A 15356-nucleotide genomic window follows, 5' to 3' on the forward strand; every position below is an offset into this window, starting at 1 on the left:
CGCGGACGCCGATGGTTCTCTGCCGCCTGCTCTCTTCCACCCTGTCCCAGTCACGCAAGGAGCGCGGACCGATCCGGCCTGTTGCTGATCGCATCGGCCGCATGAAGCTTGCTGCGCTTGCCGGCACGGCGTTGCTCTCCGTGCTATCCGTCAACAAGGCACATGCCGAATTCACCGTCTGCAACCAGACGCTCGACGTCGTCAACCTCGCCGTCGGACAGAAGGTCGACGATGCCGACCAGACCAACGGTTGGTGGACGATCGGCGCCAACCAGTGCGTCAACGTCATCCGCGAGGAGCTGACCAACCGCTACATCTACATCTACGCCACGGACGTCTTCGGCCATGCGATCCTCACCGGATCGATCGAGATGTGCATCGACCGGCGCCGCTTCTCGATCCGCGGCATCGACGAATGCTGGCAGCGCGGCCATATCGCGGCGCGCTTTGTCGAGGTCGACACGCAGGAGCAGGTGCGCTGGACCTATTTCCTGAGCGGGAACGGCCCGTGACGCACAGCATCGACACGAGCTTCAAACTGAAGAAGCAGGCGCGCCTTGCCGAGCGGCGACGCAAGCTGTGGCGCTGGATTCTTTCCGGAGTTGCGGCACTCGTCCTCGTCTCGACAGCCACGGGTTTCTACCTCACACGCGATTACTGGTCCTTCGGCGACGAGGACGAGGAACTGCATCCGGTCGAGGGGATGGAAGACGTGCCGCCCGACGCTTCGGTCTATGTGCCGGCCATTATCGACCTCGCCGGCGATCCGATGTGGATCACGCTGGCGCCCGATGCCGACACGGCCAAGGGCAAGACCGTCGCGCGCCCGGCCGAGCTCGACAGTTCCGGCGCCTCGCCGCAGATCGAAATCCTGTCCGATGTGATGTTGAGCGCCAGCGAAAAATTCATGACGACGATCCCCTCGACGCAAGAGGATTTCGCCTTCTTCCAGGCGCAGCGGCAGACCGCGCCGAAATCTCCTGCAACGGCGCCGGACGATGAGCAAGCCGCCCCCCTCGCTCCGGGCGCAGCCGACGACCAGCAAGGTGATCTTGAGAACGATCTTCAGGCCGCACCCGACGAGAGCGAAGCCCCTGCCAGTTCAGCGCCCAAGGCGGATGCCGATGATCCGGAAGCGGGCTGGGGCGAGACCGTCGACCAGGGCGAGGCCGCCCTTCCCGCTTTCAAGAAGACCCAGATCGAGAACAACACGACCGTTGCGACCGTCAGCAGCGAATACCAGCGCTTCGAAGCGACCGAGGACACATTCGTAAAAATCCTCAACGACCGCAGCCTGGACAGCGTCGTCGCCGATGCGCATTTCTCCGCCGACGACGCGAAGCTGGCGGGCGAAGCGCTGAAGACGCTGTTCAACCGTGACGGGCTGGGGGCGGGCTTTGTCGTGGCGATGCGCGGATTCAGGCCGAACCGCGAGACCACCACCATGTCGCTTATGCAGGTCTCGATCTACGCCAGGAATGTCTATGTCGGCACGCTGACGCGCAATGCTGCGGGCGCGTTCGTGTCGGGCGTCGACCCGTGGGTGCGGGAGGACCTTTTCAACTATTCAGGCGCATCCGACGAAGGCGGGCCCAAGCGCCAATATCGCCTGCTCGATGCGATATATTCGACGGCCGCCCGCAACAAGGTTCCGACCAGCGTGATCGGAGAGGCCATCATGTATCTGTCGCGAGGACAGGATCTCGACGCCTTCGCCAGCGAGGACCAGCGGCTGGTGCTGATCTACTCGCAGACGCCGCGCGGCCAGGGCGAAATCTCCGGACGGGTCCTCTATGTCGGCGTTCAGGGCACGGAGAAGACGCTCGACTGTTTCGTCTTCCAGCAGAGCGATGGCCAGTATGCGTGTGTGACGGGCAATGACGAGGTTCGCTCGCTCAGCGTCACCAACGGCATGGTCACGCCGGTGAGCGGGGTGATGACCTCGACGTTCGGCCCGCGCAAACACCCGATCCTGGGCACCGTTCGTATCCATAAAGGCGTCGACTGGGCCGCGCCGGTCGGCACGCCGATCATGGCCGCCTTCGACGGCGAAATCACCTTCCAGGGCGATGGCGGCAGCTATGGCAATCTGGTGAAGATTACGCATGCCAACGGGCGCGAGACGCGCTACGCGCATATGCAGAAATTCGCCATCGCGAGCGGCGTCGGCACCAAGGTGAAGGCCGGCGACGTCATCGGCTATATCGGCACCACCGGACTTTCGACCGGCCCGCACCTGCATTTCGAGCTCTACCAGAGCGGCCAGGCGATCGATCCGCTGGGTACGGTCACCGCGGTCGCCACCTATGCTTCCGGCGGCGCCGGCGGCGGCTACGGCGATGCTGCCGTCGAGACGCTGACCGACCGCATCGTCCATGTCGAAAGCGGCGGCAAAGCGCGAGCCAAGAACCCGCTCTCCTCGGCGACCGGTGCCGGTCAGTTCATCACCAAGACCTGGATCCGGATGATGAACACCTATCGGCCCGATCTCGCCCGCTCGCTGTCGACCGCCGACCTGCTCGCGCTCCGCTACGATGCCACGCTGTCGCGCGAGATGGTGCGCAATCTGGCGCGCGAGGGCGAAGCTTATCTTCGCGCCCGCGGGCACCAGATCACCGCCGGGCGGCTCTATCTCTGCCATTTCCTGGGCATGGAGGGGGCTGCCCAGGTGCTGGCGGCGCCCGGCTCGGCGCAATTGAGCGCAGTGCTCGGCTCCGCCGTGATCCAGGCCAACCCTTTCCTTACCGGCAAGACTACCAGCTACGTCGTCGACTGGGCCGAGCGGAAAATGGGTCAGAAGGTGACCCGCGTGGCGTCGTCCGATCAGAACCAGCAGACGACCACGACCCAGGTCCGACAGACATCGCCGGAGTTCGAGAAGTACAAGCAGGCCGTCACGGCCCTGATAAGCTCGATCCGGACGACCCTTTGAGGCTCTGCCGCGCTGCCGTCGATCGCTGTTCGCAGCGTGAGTGATTCGTGCGGCTTACTCCGTCCTGATCCGCATCTCGACGCGGCGGTTCACCGGATCGTAGGGATTGGCGACGCGCGGGTGCGACTTGCCGAGACCAATAGCTTCGAGCCGGGTGGCCTGTACGCCGTTCGCGGTCAGGAATGCGGCAACCGATTTCGCCCTGCGCTGCGACAGCTCCTGATTGTAGCGATCCGAACCCGAAGCATCGGTGTGGCCTTCGACAACGAAGCTGAACGAACTCAACCGGTTGTCTTTCAGCGCCTTGGCGAACTCGTCGAGCTCGGTGCGCGCGGTCTGGTCGAGCTGGGCGGAATCCAGCGCGAAATTGATCATCATGTCGAGCCCGGTTTTGGTGGGGGCCGCGGTCTGGTCGTTCTTGCTCTTGCACTCTTCTTCAGTGCCGACGCAAATGCCGCGCGTCGCGCCGAGATTGCCCGCGCCGGTGAAGAACTTCACGATGTCTTCGGATTTCTGAAGCGGATCAGCGGAAACGTGCGTCGAAAAAAGCACGGCCGCCAATGCAACGGCTGAACTGGCCCACCGCATGACCGTTACTCCCTGTTTGAGCGGATTTCGCTGCGGCGGACGATAGCAAATCTCGCGCCGATTGTCTGTGAACAAACACACGCTGCGTGCGCCCGTCATTTGCTAAAGCTAACGCTTGACCAGCGCCTCCGCCGGGGCTTCAGTATCCCTATTCCTAATAAGGGCGTGGCAGCCATGGCGAGGGGGCTCCAGTTCAGGACGGCGCGGGATCTCTTCAGCGCTTGCCCCGCCATTGCCCGGGACATGAAAGCGGTCCCGACAGACCAGCCCTCGATCGAGTTTTGCCGCGCGCTGCTCGCCGGGCGCGTGCCGGAGGAAGCAATCACCTTCTGCGCCTATCTGCTGCCCGAGCGCCCTGCGATCTGGTGGGCGCATGAGTGCCTAAGCAACCTTGCCGAGCTCCTCGGCGACAAGGATCTCGAATTGCTGGCGCTCGTGGGCGACTGGGTCGGCGAACCCGGCAATCCCGACCATCGCGAGGCGGTGGCCCAGGCCGTGGAGGTGCCGCCCGCGACGCCGGTTTCCTGGATCGCTTTGGCAGCAGGCGGGCGCGACGGCGGCTCGGCCATCGATCAGGCGACAGCCGGATTTCCGACCGCCCATGCCGTCAGCGCGGGGATACTGGCGGGCCTTGCGCGGGTATCGCTCGCGGACCGGTTTGCCGTGCTTTCAGCCTTCGTCGAAATGGGCATCGAGATGGCGGAGATGGAGGCGCAGCAGCAACCGGCCGATGCCTAGGCTTGCGACTGGCCGCCCCTCAATGTTATCAACCCCAGCCGCCACCGCCACCAGCCCCACCGCCCAACGGCGGGGCCACGACAGGCTTGGGCTCCTCTTCAACCGGCTTGGTCACCTTCTTGAAGGCCGCCTTCTTCTGCTTGACGACCGTCGGCGCGGTTGTCGTGCTGGTCACCGTCGGCTGAGGCCGCGCGGCTACCGGCGTCGGCTCGGATTTGGGCAACAGGGACGTGCAGCCCATGAGCGTCGCGAGGACGCCGGATAACATTGTTCCAATGAGTGCTTGCTTCAATGCCCTGCCCACAATTGCCTCCCTGTTGCTCAGAACAAATCCCGGCGCGGATTGGCCTGTTCCCAGACCGCTCGCGCCACCTTGATCAGTTGGTCGTCCATCGAACCGTTCGCGGCGATCTTCGACTTGAGTTCTCCGCGCAACTTCTTGAGCGCGGCCGTTTTCGCCTTCGTTCCAAATTTGGCCAACGTCGCCTTGGCATTCGGCAACTCGTTGCGGAGATCGAGCGCGGCCGCGAAAGCAAGGTAACGTACGGCGAGAGGCTGGTCCGCCTTGTCGCCCCGCTGCAGTTCCAGAGCCGCGCGATCATATGCGGCCGACTGATCACCGCGGTCGGTCGCTACCTCGAAAAGGCGTTGCGCCTCAGCAAGGTCCTGCTGCACACCGACACCGTCCCTGTACATACGCGCCAAGCTGCCGGGAGCGTAGGGTTGGCCGAGATCCATGGATTTCTGGAAGAGTTCGAGCGCGCTCTTGGGATCCTTCTCAACCCCAGTGCCGGCGAGATAATTTCGGCCGAGCAGGTTCATCGAATACATGTCCTGCCGTTCGACGCCCGCTTTGAGGAAGGCCACGGCGCGAGCCGGATCGGCAGGTACGCCGTTACGACCTTCCGTAAAAATCGCGGCGAGGTCGTTCATGGCATAAGTGTGCCCCATCGCCGCCGCTTTGAGCAGCAGGTCCAGGCCCTTGGTGGCATCACGATCGACGCCATAGCCGTTGAACAAAGCGCGACCCCACGAGGTCATTCCATACGGATCGCCCTTGTCGGACGCTGCGGCATAGAAGGTATTGGCCTGCTTGCGATTGACGGGCATTCCCGTTCCCGTGGCGTTGAGATAGCCAAGCTCGAACACCGCCCGGACATGCCCCATGTCGGCAGCCTCCTGGATCGCCTTCTTGGCCTCGTCGACCTTGCCGGCAACAAGCAGCGCACGCCCGAGCTGGTAGCGGAAGCGGGCGACGTCGGGATAGGCTTTCACCGCTGCCCGGCAGACATCCACGGCGTTGCTGCTGATTTCGTTCGGCAGCAGGCCGGGGACGACGCCCTGCAGGTCGAGAGGCTCGCCGGCCTCCCTGTCACAGGCGTCGACGCTTGGCGACAGTTTCATCGTCGCCGGCTTCGACGGCGTGTTGTCGGCCCTTATTTCGAAGCCGACGCTCAGCGGCTTGACGGCGCCGATCTGGGGTTCGTAGCGCAAGTGGTCGACTTCATCGGCCATCAGGCTTGAATCCGGAGACAAGGTCCGGTCCGGCAGCGACAGCGTTCCCGTTGCCGGATAGCTTGCAAGCTTCACGCTGACGGTGGGATCCTTGGTCGGAAAAACGAGCTTCAGCGGCACAGGGCCGACACCGACCGGGACGGTTACGTCACGGTTCTCGATCGCCTCGGCGGCGCCGGTGATGTGAATGCCGCGCTCCAGCACCTGCTGCTCCTGCTCGGCCTCGAGCGAAGCCGTGAGCTGCTGCCCTTCGGCCGCGTTCCCGTTCTTGACCCGAAACACCAGGATACCTTGGGATTGACCGCCCCAATTGTCATGCGTGGCATAGGCCAGCATGTCGACCTCTTCCTGCGCGCCGGATCCTTTCGGCATGTCCATCTTAAGACGCGGCAGATCCTTGCCCGCAATCGGCTGGCCGACAGCGACAGGCTTGCCGTCCAGCGTCAGGCGTCCAAGCGCCGGCGGCCTTTCGATGCTGACGGTGACCGCGCCGCCGTCGACATCGACCGGCTCCGGCAGGTCAAGCGCCACCGGTCCGACGCCCGACGGCACGACCTTTTCCAGCACCGGCGGCAGTGCCGGTCGACTGGCGCGGCGCATCAGCACCACCTCGTCGATCAGCGACGAATTCTCCCAAGGAACCTGCTTGCCATCGGTGGCTTTGACCACGTCGCGGCGAACCGCCGCCATCACCGTGCGGATCTCCTGGTTGGGCGCCAGCGCCCGGCGCGAGAAGGCGGACGAGAACGGGCTGAGATCATCCGCTCCGTCATAGGCGACGGCTCCCGGCTCGGTGGCGAAGGCAATCAGCGTGTTCAGCGAGCTCTTCACCTGCGCAAGTCCGGTGCCGCCCGCGGCAATCAGCTGGTCCCGCAACCAATAGTCCTTGCGCGGGAACGGATTGTTGCGGCAGGCATCGAGGATGATCACCTGGATCTTCGATTTCGCCCGCAGCTGCTCCAGTACGTCGTCGAGCTTGATCGCCTGGACCTCGATGTCGGCCGCGGCCTTTAGCGAGGCATCGACCGGGATGAGGAAATTCTCGCCGCCGATCTGAAAACCGTGGCCCGAATAGTAGACGACGGCGAGATCGGCACCGTCCGCCGCGGCGAGATAGTTGCGGAATTGCTCCTCGAACCGAAGCTTGGTGAGATCCTTGGCGACGAACACGTCGAAGCCGGCCAGGCGGAATGTGTTCGACACATCCTCGGCATCCTTGTCCGGGTTCTTGAGAGCCGGGATGTCGCGGTATTCGGAATTGCCGATCACAAAGGCGACCCTGCGCTCCGCATGAGCTTCGAAGGCCGTGAAGCTCACGAGAACCAGGGCTGCAAGGAACGCGCAGCATCGCAGCATGGCAAATCCTTAACTGCTATGACCTGTCGGCCACAGGAACGCAGCTTGCGGCGCCGAGGTCTGTTAAAGAGTTCACAATCTGCCGGGACCAGAGCAGACCGCATGCATAACGACAGCGGGCATGCGTCTCATCCAACCAAGTTCTAAATTACTCCAGAGACCTATTCACCGCAATGACAAGACGCGTTGGATCGCCGGATTTGCGTCGCGGCCATCCAACTTCCGGTTCAGGGCTGCCGGGCGTTTGCGCTGCCTATGCCAGCCGCGCGGCGTGCCACTTCAAATGATCGTCCATGAAGGTCGAGATGAAATTGTAGGAATGATCGTAGCCCTCCTGCATGCGCAGCGTCAGCGCGATGCCTGCCTTTTTGCACGCCTCTTCGAGCAGCCAGGGACGAAGACCATCCTGGAGGAAGCCGTCGGCGCTGCCCTGGTCGACGAGCAGTTCGCCGTAACGATGGCCGTCCTCGATGAGCAGCGTGGCGTCACAGGCGCGCCAGCTCTTTTCGTCTGATCCCAGATATTTTTCCAGCGCCGGCCGCGACCAGCCCGCCGTCGTCGGCTGCACGATCGGCGCGAAGGCCGAGCAGCTCCGGAAGCGCCCCGGGTTCTTCAGTGCGATGGTCAGCGCGCCGTGCCCGCCCATCGAATGGCCGAAGATCGACTGGCGCGAAATGTCGACCGGGAATTTGGCCTCAATAAGCGCCGGCAATTCCTCAGTGACGTAGGAGTACATGCGATAGTTCTTCGCGTAGGGCGCTTGCGTGGCATCGACGTAGAAGCCGGCGCCGCAGCCGAACTGCCAATTGTCCTTCTCATCGGGAACGTCCGGACCGCGCGGGCTGGTGTCAGGGCAGACGACGACGAGTCCAAGCTCGGCCGCCAAGCGCCGGTATTCGCCCTTGTCCATGACATTGGCATGGGTGCAGGTGAGCCCCGAGAGATACCACAAAACCGGCAAAGGCCCGTCCTTCGCCTGGGGTGGCACGAAGACGGCAAAGGTCATGTCGCAAGCACAGACTTCCGACGCGTGCGAATAGACGCCCTGGATGCCGCCGTGCGATTTGGACGTGGAAAGGACGTTCATCGGTTCTGCCTTCTCGCCGGGAATGTCCGGCCCGACATAGCTGCCGGACCCGGCGCCCGCAACCTTGCACCTCGCCAAAACGGCGCAGATGCGCGATCGAACGGCGGAAGGGCGGACATTTCGAGCCGCTCTCGTTATGCGTCGCCTCCCAGGCGAGCGTTCGCGTGTTCTAGGGTCGGCAAGAGAACATCCGGGCCGGATCGCAAAAAGAAGTCTTTTCTGTCCTTTGCTTCGCCGAAACCGAAGCGGGGTGCTCGCTGGCAAGCGGGCAGGGAAAATTCGACGGGTTGTGAACGGAAGCTATCCGACGGTGCAATGCGGGTGGGGGTGCTCGCATTGCACCGGCGGCTCGGCAATCAGCGGATTGATGAGCAGATCGCGGTGCGCTGCCGCTCGCCGCATCGTCAAGCGATAAGCTGGTCGATCCTGATCGGCAGATCGCGGATGCGCTTGCCCGTCGCGTGGTAGACCGCGCTGGCAACGGCGGCGGCGGTGCCGACATTGCCGAGTTCGCCCAAGCCTTTGACGCCGGCCGGATTGACGGCGTGGTCTACCTCCGGGACCAGGATCACCTGCAGGTCCCTGATGTCGGCGTTGACCGGCACGAGGTAATCCTGCAGGTCGCGGTTGACGTAGCGGGCATAGCGCCTGTCGACCTCGGTCGCTTCATGCAGCGCCTGGCCGATGCCCCAGATCATGCCGCCCATCAGCTGGCTGCGCGCGGTGCGCGTGTTCATGATGCGGCCGGCCGCGAAAGCGCCGACGTTGCGCGGCACACGGATTTCCCGAGTATAGCTGTTGATGCGAACTTCGACGAACTCCGCGCCGAAGGCGTATTTCACCGAGTCCTCGTCCTGATCGCCGCCATGGAATTCCGACTGACCGGCATAGAGTTTCTTCACTGCCTCAGGCGTCGCGCCTTTCGGGGCAAACTCGGCATATTCCTCGATCGCGCCAATTTGCATCGCCTTGAAGACGTCCTCGATCTTCGCGGACGCTCCGCCCCTGGCCGCAAGCTTGCCGCCGTCAAGGTCCAGTTCCTCGTTATGTGAGCCGGCAAGCGGGCCGCCTTCGGCCGTGGCTCCGGCGGAGAGCTTCGCCCGGATGGCATCGCAAGCCTTCAGAACCGCCGAGCAGACGCTTGCGGTGGAAATCGAACCACCTGAGACCGGGGCCGGAGGCAGGCTGCTGTCGCCCATTTCGACGGTCACCTTGTCGATCGAAACGCCAAGACGTTGCGAGGCCATCTGGGCGGCCACTGTCCGGACGCCGGTGCCGATCTCATGCGAGCCGCATTGCACCCGCACATCGCCATCCGACGTCAGGCGCACGCGCGCCGCGCATGGTGCCACCGCGGTGGGGTAGATGGCGGTGGCGCAGCCCATGCCGATCAGCCAGTCGCCGTCGCGCATCGCGCCGACTTTGGGGTCCCGCTTCGCCCAGCCGAAGGCATTGGCCGCCTGTTCATAGCATTGGATCAGCGAGCGGCTGGAGAAGGGCTTCTTGCCGATCGGTTCCGCCTTCGGCTCATTGATGCGGCGGAACTCGACCGGGTCCATGCCAAGCGCCACCGCCATCTCGTCCATCGCGTTTTCCAGCGCGTAGACGTAAGGTGTCTCGGGCGGCGAACGCATGTAGCCCGGCGTGTTGCGATCTGCCTGGACCAGCGACACATGCGTCAACACCGAGCCGTAGTCGTACATGCGGCCGGTCGCCGAGGTGCCGCCGACAACATAGGGATCAGGGCGCGATGTCACCTCCCATCCTTCGTGCGCGAAAGCGGTGATGCGGCCGTCCTCGCCGGCGCCGATCCGGATGCGGTGGCGGGTTTCGGCCCGGTAAGTCTGTGTGCCGAAAGCCTGCATGCGGCTCGTCACGCAGCGCACGGGACGCCCGAGACGTTTTGCGGCTACTGCGACGATGGCGGTGCGCGGCGTCATCGGTCCTTTTGAGCCGAAGGCGCCGCCGATGAAGGGACTGACGATGCGCACATTGGCCGGATCGATTTTCAATTCTCTCGCAAGTTCGGCCTTCCAGCCGGTGACGTTCTGGGACGGCTCGTGGACGATGAGCTGATCGCCCTGCCAAAATGCCGTCGTGGAGAACAGCTCGATCGGGTTGTGGTGCTGGGTGGGCGTTGAATACCGAGCGTCGATCCTGACCGCGGCGGCTGCATAGGCGGCGTCGAAATCGCCTGCTTTCACATCCTCCTTGAACAGCGGACTCTTGCCGGCGGCGGGAATGGTTTTGGTGCCGGGACTATCGAAACTCGCGGACGGCTTCTCTTCCTCGTAATCGGCGCGGATCAACTGGGCCGCCTCCTCCGCCGCCTCGAATGTCTCGGCAACGGCCAAAGCGATGATCTGGCCGTCGTGGAAAATCGTCCTGTCATGCAGCGGTCCGATCGAGGTCGCGCCGGCGTTGCCGAATTTCGGCTTCTCGACCTTGTCCATGTCGCCATAAGTGACGATGTCGAGAAGGCCGGGCACGGCACGGGCATCGTCCAGGTGAAGCTTCGTCACCCTGCCCTTGGCGATGCTGCTGGTGGCCAGCGCGCCATAGGCTAGGTTTGCCGTCGGCAGGTCTGCCGGATAGTGGGCTTGCCCGGTGACTTTCAGCCGCGCATCGACGCGCGGCAGCGGTTCGCCCATGTTCTCCTTGGGCTTCGGAGCGGCTGGGTCCATGGTCACACCTTCATGTCTCGCGTTTCGAGCAGCGCGCGCACCAGCCTCCGCTTGCCGAGCTCGATCTTGAACGCATTGTGCTGGCGCGGTTCGGCACCGGCAAAGGCAGCGTCCGCCGCCGCACCTGCCGATGCCTCGTCGAGCTTCTTGCCCTGCAGGGCCGCTTCGGCCTCGCCGGCGCGCCACGGCACCGTCGCGAGCCCGCCGAGCGCAATCCTTGCCTCGCGGACGCTGTCGCCGTCGAGGTCGAGCGCAACGGCCGCCGAGGCCAGCGCAAAGGCATAAGACTCGCGGTCGCGGATCTTCAGGTAGCGCGAGCGCCGGGCCCACGGTAAGGCAGGCACCTCGATGGCGGTGATGATCTCGTCCGCCGCCAGATCCGTCTCGATATGCGGCGTGTCGCGGGGCAGCCGATGCAGCCTGGCAAAGGGAATTTCGCGCGCTCCGCGAGACCCCTCGGCTCGAATAACGGCATCGAGCGCAATCAGAGCCTGGGCAAAGTCGCCGTGATAGGTGGCAATGCAGGCATCGCTGGCGCCCAGCACCGCGTGCTGGCGGTTGAAGCCTTCCATCGCCGCGCAGCCCGAACCCGGCACCCGCTTGTTGCAGGCCCAGGAGGACTCGCGGAAATATTCGCAGCGCGTTCGCTGCAGCATGTTGCCGGCAAGGCTCGCCATGTTGCGGATCTGGCCGCTTGCCGCCAGCCGCAAACTTTCGGCAATGACGGGATAGCGGCGTTTGACTTCGCCATGGTCGGCAGCCTCGCCCATCCGCACCAGGGCGCCGAAGCGCACGCCGTCGTCGGTAACCCTGATCTGCCTCAGCCCTGGCTCTTCGAGCCGGTTGAGGTCCAGCAGCCGGTTGGGCGCCGCCGCCCCAAGTTTCATATAGTCTGCAAGATTGGTGCCGCCTGCGATGAACTGCGCGTTCGCCCGTGTCGGCTGGTCGTCCTCGGTGGTAAAGCGGGATGCGATGGCGACCGCGGCGGAGACATCTGTCGGCCGTTCATAGATGAAGGGGCGCATCGTCAGGTTCCTCTCGCCTGATCGCGCGCCTGGACGACCGCGGCGACGATGTTCGGGTAGGCCGCACAGCGGCAGATATTGCCGCTCATATATTCGCGGATGTCGTCCTCGGAGTTGGCGTGGCCTTCGTTGACGCAGCCGATGGCCGACATGATCTGACCCGGCGTGCAGTAGCCGCACTGGAACGCGTCGTGGTCGATGAAGGCCTGCTGCATCGGATGCAGCTTGCCGTCGCTCGAGGCAAGCCCTTCGACGGTCGTCACCTCCTTGCCGTCGTTCATCACGGCGAAGCTCAAGCAGGAGAGCACGCGCTTTCCGTCCACCAGAACGGTGCAGGCGCCGCACTGCCCATGATCGCAACCTTTTTTCGTGCCGGTAAGGCCGACATGGTCCCGCAGGGCGTCAAGCAGGCTGGTCCTGGCATCCAGCGAAAGCTCGTAAGGCTGCTTGTTGATGCGCAAGGACACCGCGACCTTTTCCCTCAAGCCGGAACGGGTCGCGGCCGGTTTTGCCGCTCTCGTTGGGGAGCTGAGCAAGGGCGCCGCCGCGGCGGCTGAGACAGTAGCTGTCATGAAGCTTCGCCGGCTGAGGCCGGTCGGGCTTGGCGCGGAAATTCGGGACATGGCTCGCTCCCAGGCTGGCTGTCATCGGGGCTGGCTATGGGGCGCTAACCTCTCAACGGGGGCATTGTTCCGAATTTTGCAGGCGAAGGCCCGGAAGCTCACGCGACTGTGACAGCATCGACGGAAGTCGGAGGCAGAGCACGCCGGGACAGCAGAGGAACGTTCCGCGCAAGGGAGGTTGACTGCCACGCGGCGGTGCGCACCGGCGCTGCGCAAGCTCGCACAACCGATCGAAAGTCACACCGGTAGATACCAATTCCCCAGTTCGAACCGTAGCTGAGCAATAAGGCTAACAGGCCCTGCCCAACGACAGGAGGGGTGGCTTCGAGCAGGGCATGGGAGCGGGGCTCTGGTTCAATGCTGCGGTCCTTGCGCCACCAGATGGAAGCTGTATCGGTCGCGCACGAACTCGTTGAAGAACCGGCCCTTGGACCGAGCAGCCTTGAATGCCGCGTAGGTCTCTGGCTCAACCTGCTCATAGTCATAGCGGTCGCCGCTCGGGACAAACCATACCGAAAGGATCTTCGTCGCCGGGTCGTAATAGATGTTCCGGATGGCGGTGGAAGGCATGACGAGCGCCCCGTTGGCCAATGCGTAATTCCCGGAGCTGTCAATGGGTTCCGTCGCACCGGCTGCCGACGGATCAGGGCCTTGCGAGACCGCCGAATTGCCTATCTGAGGTTTATGCCGTCAACGAAATCGAGCGCCACGGCGCAAGTCCGCCAAGGAGATCTTTTCGGTGTCCCGAACAGCCTGCCGGAAGGATTCCGCTACCGGCCGGAGCTGATCACGCGCAACGAAGAAAGCGCGTTGGTGCGCTGCATCGAAGGCCTGCCGTTCAAGCCCTTCGACTTCCACGGCCATCTAGCCAACAGGCAGGTTGTCGGCTTCGGGCTGCGTTACGACTACGACCGCCGCGAGGTCGTGGAAGCACCGGCCATACCCGACTTCCTGCTGCCGCTTCGCGACAAGGTCGCCGACTTCGCCGGTCGGCCCGCGTCGGAGTTCTCGCAGGTGCTGATCAACGAATACCGGCCTGGCGCGGGCATCGGCTGGCATCGCGACAAGCCCCATTTCGAGCTCGTCGCAGGCGTCTCCCTGCTGGCATCCTGCAGTTTCCGGCTGCGCCGCAGGAACGGCGCGACATGGGACCGGCAGACGATCGAGGTCGAGCCGAGATCCGCCTATCTCATGGCCGGTCCGGCGCGCAACGAATGGGAGCACAGCATTCCGCCGCTCGCAGAACACCGCTACTCGGTCACATTTCGGACCTTGCGACCCAAGCTGTAAGTCCGACGTTCTGCCAGGCCGATATTCCAAGTCGCCCAATCAGGGGTCGAGCCATGGCGTGGTGTCCTCCACAGCCGTGCCGGCCTTTGCCGGATCGGACGGACGGCGCGCGACGAAGCCGCCGAAACCAGCTTGCGCCTGCAGCTTTTCGCCCGCGATCAGCGGCTCACCACGCAGCAGCACGGTGATCGGCTTGCCCGTCACCGCCTTGCCTTCGTAAGGCGAAAAGTCGACGCGCGAGTGCAGCATTTCGTGGCCGATGGTCCACTTGCGTGCCGGGTCCCAGAGCGCGAGATCAGCGTCCAGGCCGGGGGCGATGCGACCCTTGCGGTGGTCGAGACCGTAGATCGCGGCGGCATTGCGCGAGGTCAGATCCAGATATCGCTGCAGCGAAAGGCGCCCCGTCAGCAGCCCTTCGGAAAACAGCAGCGGCAGCCTGGTTTCCAGGCCCGGAATACCGCTCAATGTCGTGGTGAAACCTGGCTCCGGCGCCTTGCCGATCTTGTCGGCGAAATAATAGGGCGAATGATCGGACGACCAGAGGTCGATGCCGCCGTCCGCCAGCAGCCGCCAGAGATGCTCGCGGCTATGCGGCGTGCGCGGCGGCGGCGAAAAGACGAAGCGGGCGGCGTCCCTGCCTGGGCGGTCGAGGTCCGCGGCACCGAGGAAGATGTATTGCGGGCAGGTTTCGGCCGCGACGTCGACGCCGCGCTGACGCGCCCGCGCGACCTCCTCGGCGGACTGCCGCGACGACACATGGACGATGGTCATACGGGCGCCGGTCATCTCCGCCAGCGCCAGAGCCCGATGGGTCGCCTCGCGCTCCATGATCTCGCTGTGCGCCACGGCGTGATATCGCATCTCGGTGCGGCCAAGCTCGATCAGCCGCTGCCGCGTGCGCCGAATGGCGGCATCGTTCTCGGCATGAACCATGACGATCCAGCCGAGCTTCCTCGCCGTATCGAGCACGGTGAAGAACAGGTCGTCGTCGACCGCGAAGCCCTGGTAGGTCATGAAAAGCTTGACCGAAGCAATGCCTTGCCCGGCCAGTTGGCTAAGTTGTGCCTCGACGTTGGCGCCGGTCCCCATCGTCACCACCGCATGGAGGCCGTAGTCGATGATGGAACGGCCGGCCGCGCAGCCCATCGCCCGTTCGAGCGCATCCACCGTGGTCATATTTGGACCCGGCATGCCGAAGGGCACGATGCAGGTCGTGCCGCCGAATGCGGCCGAGATGGAGCCCGATTCAAAATCGTCGGCGTTACCGGCCCCGCCCCAAACAGGCTGGTCGAGATGGCAGTGGGCATCGATGCCGCCAGGCATCACCCACAGGCCCGCGGCGTCAATGGTTTGCCCACCTTGCAGGCCTGAATCGATCGCCGCAATGCGGCCGTCATCGATGCCGACGTCGCAATCCCGCCAACCGTCATCCAAAGCGACCCTACCGCCTTTTACGACCAGCTGATGCGAGCGCCGCGCCATTCGTGCCGCTCACGCCGCTGTGCTGTTGCGGGTCAC

General features: G+C 64.2%; 13 protein-coding genes. 4 read left to right on the top strand and 9 right to left on the bottom strand.

Translation table 11 applies throughout. From position 1 onward, the window contains the following. Positions 1-11: 11 nt before the first annotated feature. Together EOD29_RS09405 and EOD29_RS09410 are read left to right on the top strand one after the other, a co-directional pair. Entirely contained in the window at positions 12-512 is a 501-nt protein-coding gene (locus EOD29_RS09405; RefSeq protein ID WP_245475291.1) for a DUF1036 domain-containing protein, read from the top strand. Further along, positions 509-2932 carry a M23 family metallopeptidase gene (locus EOD29_RS09410; RefSeq protein ID WP_127246527.1) on the top strand — a complete coding sequence of 808 codons (2424 nt, stop codon included), beginning with the start codon at positions 509-511 and terminating at the stop codon, positions 2930-2932. Before EOD29_RS09405 ends, EOD29_RS09410 begins: the two co-directional genes overlap by 4 nt. 54 nt (positions 2933-2986) lie before the next feature. Here EOD29_RS09410 and EOD29_RS09415 read toward each other — a convergent pair whose 3' ends face one another. Continuing rightward, entirely contained in the window at positions 2987-3520 is a 534-nt protein-coding gene (locus EOD29_RS09415; protein WP_189413772.1) for an OmpA family protein, read from the bottom strand. A 174-nt stretch (positions 3521-3694) separates the two neighbouring features. Between EOD29_RS09415 and EOD29_RS09420 the strand changes: the two genes are divergently transcribed. Continuing rightward, positions 3695-4258, top strand: coding sequence for a hypothetical protein (locus EOD29_RS09420; RefSeq protein WP_189413765.1), 564 nt, complete (start codon positions 3695-3697; stop codon positions 4256-4258). A 28-nt stretch (positions 4259-4286) separates the two neighbouring features. On the opposite strand, the gene EOD29_RS09425 is transcribed toward EOD29_RS09420, so the two are convergent. The 7 genes from EOD29_RS09425 to EOD29_RS09455 form a co-directional block, all read right to left on the bottom strand. Then, positions 4287-4499 carry a hypothetical protein gene (locus EOD29_RS09425; RefSeq protein ID WP_245475292.1) on the bottom strand — a complete coding sequence of 71 codons (213 nt, stop codon included), beginning with the start codon at positions 4497-4499 and terminating at the stop codon, positions 4287-4289. Positions 4500-4579: 80 nt separating this feature from the next. After that, the gene (locus tag EOD29_RS09430; protein WP_127246528.1) at positions 4580-7129 is read right to left on the bottom strand and encodes a caspase family protein; all 2550 of its coding nucleotides are present in this window, start codon (positions 7127-7129) and stop codon (positions 4580-4582) included. Positions 7130-7382: 253 nt separating this feature from the next. Further along, positions 7383-8216: an S-formylglutathione hydrolase gene (gene fghA, locus EOD29_RS09435; protein WP_127246529.1), complete on the bottom strand. Its 834-nt coding sequence runs from the start codon at positions 8214-8216 to the stop codon at positions 7383-7385. A gap of 404 nt (positions 8217-8620) precedes the next feature. Further along, a complete protein-coding gene (locus EOD29_RS09440) occupies positions 8621-10900 on the bottom strand; it encodes a xanthine dehydrogenase family protein molybdopterin-binding subunit (RefSeq protein ID WP_127246530.1) in 2280 nt (759 codons plus the stop codon). Positions 10901-10902: 2 nt separating this feature from the next. Further along, the gene (locus EOD29_RS09445; protein WP_127246531.1) at positions 10903-11925 is read right to left on the bottom strand and encodes a xanthine dehydrogenase family protein subunit M; all 1023 of its coding nucleotides are present in this window, start codon (positions 11923-11925) and stop codon (positions 10903-10905) included. A 2-nt stretch (positions 11926-11927) separates the two neighbouring features. Beyond that, positions 11928-12548, bottom strand: a complete 621-nt coding sequence (locus tag EOD29_RS09450) for a (2Fe-2S)-binding protein (RefSeq protein ID WP_127246532.1) — start codon at positions 12546-12548, stop codon at positions 11928-11930. 354 nt (positions 12549-12902) lie between these two features. Beyond that, entirely contained in the window at positions 12903-13139 is a 237-nt protein-coding gene (locus tag EOD29_RS09455) for a KTSC domain-containing protein (RefSeq protein WP_348630417.1), read from the bottom strand. A 93-nt stretch (positions 13140-13232) separates the two neighbouring features. On the opposite strand from EOD29_RS09455, the gene EOD29_RS09460 reads away from it, so the two are divergent. Beyond that, positions 13233-13838: an alpha-ketoglutarate-dependent dioxygenase AlkB gene (locus EOD29_RS09460; RefSeq protein ID WP_067327538.1), complete on the top strand. Its 606-nt coding sequence runs from the start codon at positions 13233-13235 to the stop codon at positions 13836-13838. 39 nt (positions 13839-13877) lie between these two features. Here the strand turns inward: EOD29_RS09460 and hydA are convergent, their stop codons facing one another. After that, the gene (hydA, locus tag EOD29_RS09465; RefSeq protein WP_127240260.1) at positions 13878-15320 is read right to left on the bottom strand and encodes a dihydropyrimidinase; all 1443 of its coding nucleotides are present in this window, start codon (positions 15318-15320) and stop codon (positions 13878-13880) included. Between the last annotated feature and the right edge of the window lie 36 nt (positions 15321-15356).

It is taken from the genome of Mesorhizobium sp. M1A.T.Ca.IN.004.03.1.1 (assembly GCF_003997555.1).
In the GTDB taxonomy this organism is placed as follows: Bacteria; Pseudomonadota; Alphaproteobacteria; order Rhizobiales; family Rhizobiaceae; genus Mesorhizobium.

What these genes read in the sequence shown, in the direction of transcription:
- EOD29_RS09405 (WP_245475291.1), top strand. Translation starts at nt 12, where the DNA reads ATGGTTCTCTGCCGCCTGCTCTCTTCCACCCTGTCCCAGTCACGCAAG.
- EOD29_RS09415 (WP_189413772.1), bottom strand. Translation starts at nt 3,520, where the DNA reads ATGCGGTGGGCCAGTTCAGCCGTTGCATTGGCGGCCGTGCTTTTTTCG.
- EOD29_RS09420 (WP_189413765.1), top strand. Translation starts at nt 3,695, where the DNA reads ATGGCGAGGGGGCTCCAGTTCAGGACGGCGCGGGATCTCTTCAGCGCT.
- EOD29_RS09425 (WP_245475292.1), bottom strand. Translation starts at nt 4,499, where the DNA reads ATGGGCTGCACGTCCCTGTTGCCCAAATCCGAGCCGACGCCGGTAGCC.
- EOD29_RS09430 (WP_127246528.1), bottom strand. Translation starts at nt 7,129, where the DNA reads ATGCTGCGATGCTGCGCGTTCCTTGCAGCCCTGGTTCTCGTGAGCTTC.
- fghA (WP_127246529.1), bottom strand. Translation starts at nt 8,216, where the DNA reads ATGAACGTCCTTTCCACGTCCAAATCGCACGGCGGCATCCAGGGCGTC.
- EOD29_RS09440 (WP_127246530.1), bottom strand. Translation starts at nt 10,900, where the DNA reads ATGGACCCAGCCGCTCCGAAGCCCAAGGAGAACATGGGCGAACCGCTG.
- EOD29_RS09445 (WP_127246531.1), bottom strand. Translation starts at nt 11,925, where the DNA reads ATGCGCCCCTTCATCTATGAACGGCCGACAGATGTCTCCGCCGCGGTC.
- EOD29_RS09450 (WP_127246532.1), bottom strand. Translation starts at nt 12,548, where the DNA reads ATGTCCCGAATTTCCGCGCCAAGCCCGACCGGCCTCAGCCGGCGAAGC.
- EOD29_RS09460 (WP_067327538.1), top strand. Translation starts at nt 13,233, where the DNA reads ATGCCGTCAACGAAATCGAGCGCCACGGCGCAAGTCCGCCAAGGAGAT.
- hydA (WP_127240260.1), bottom strand. Translation starts at nt 15,320, where the DNA reads ATGGCGCGGCGCTCGCATCAGCTGGTCGTAAAAGGCGGTAGGGTCGCT.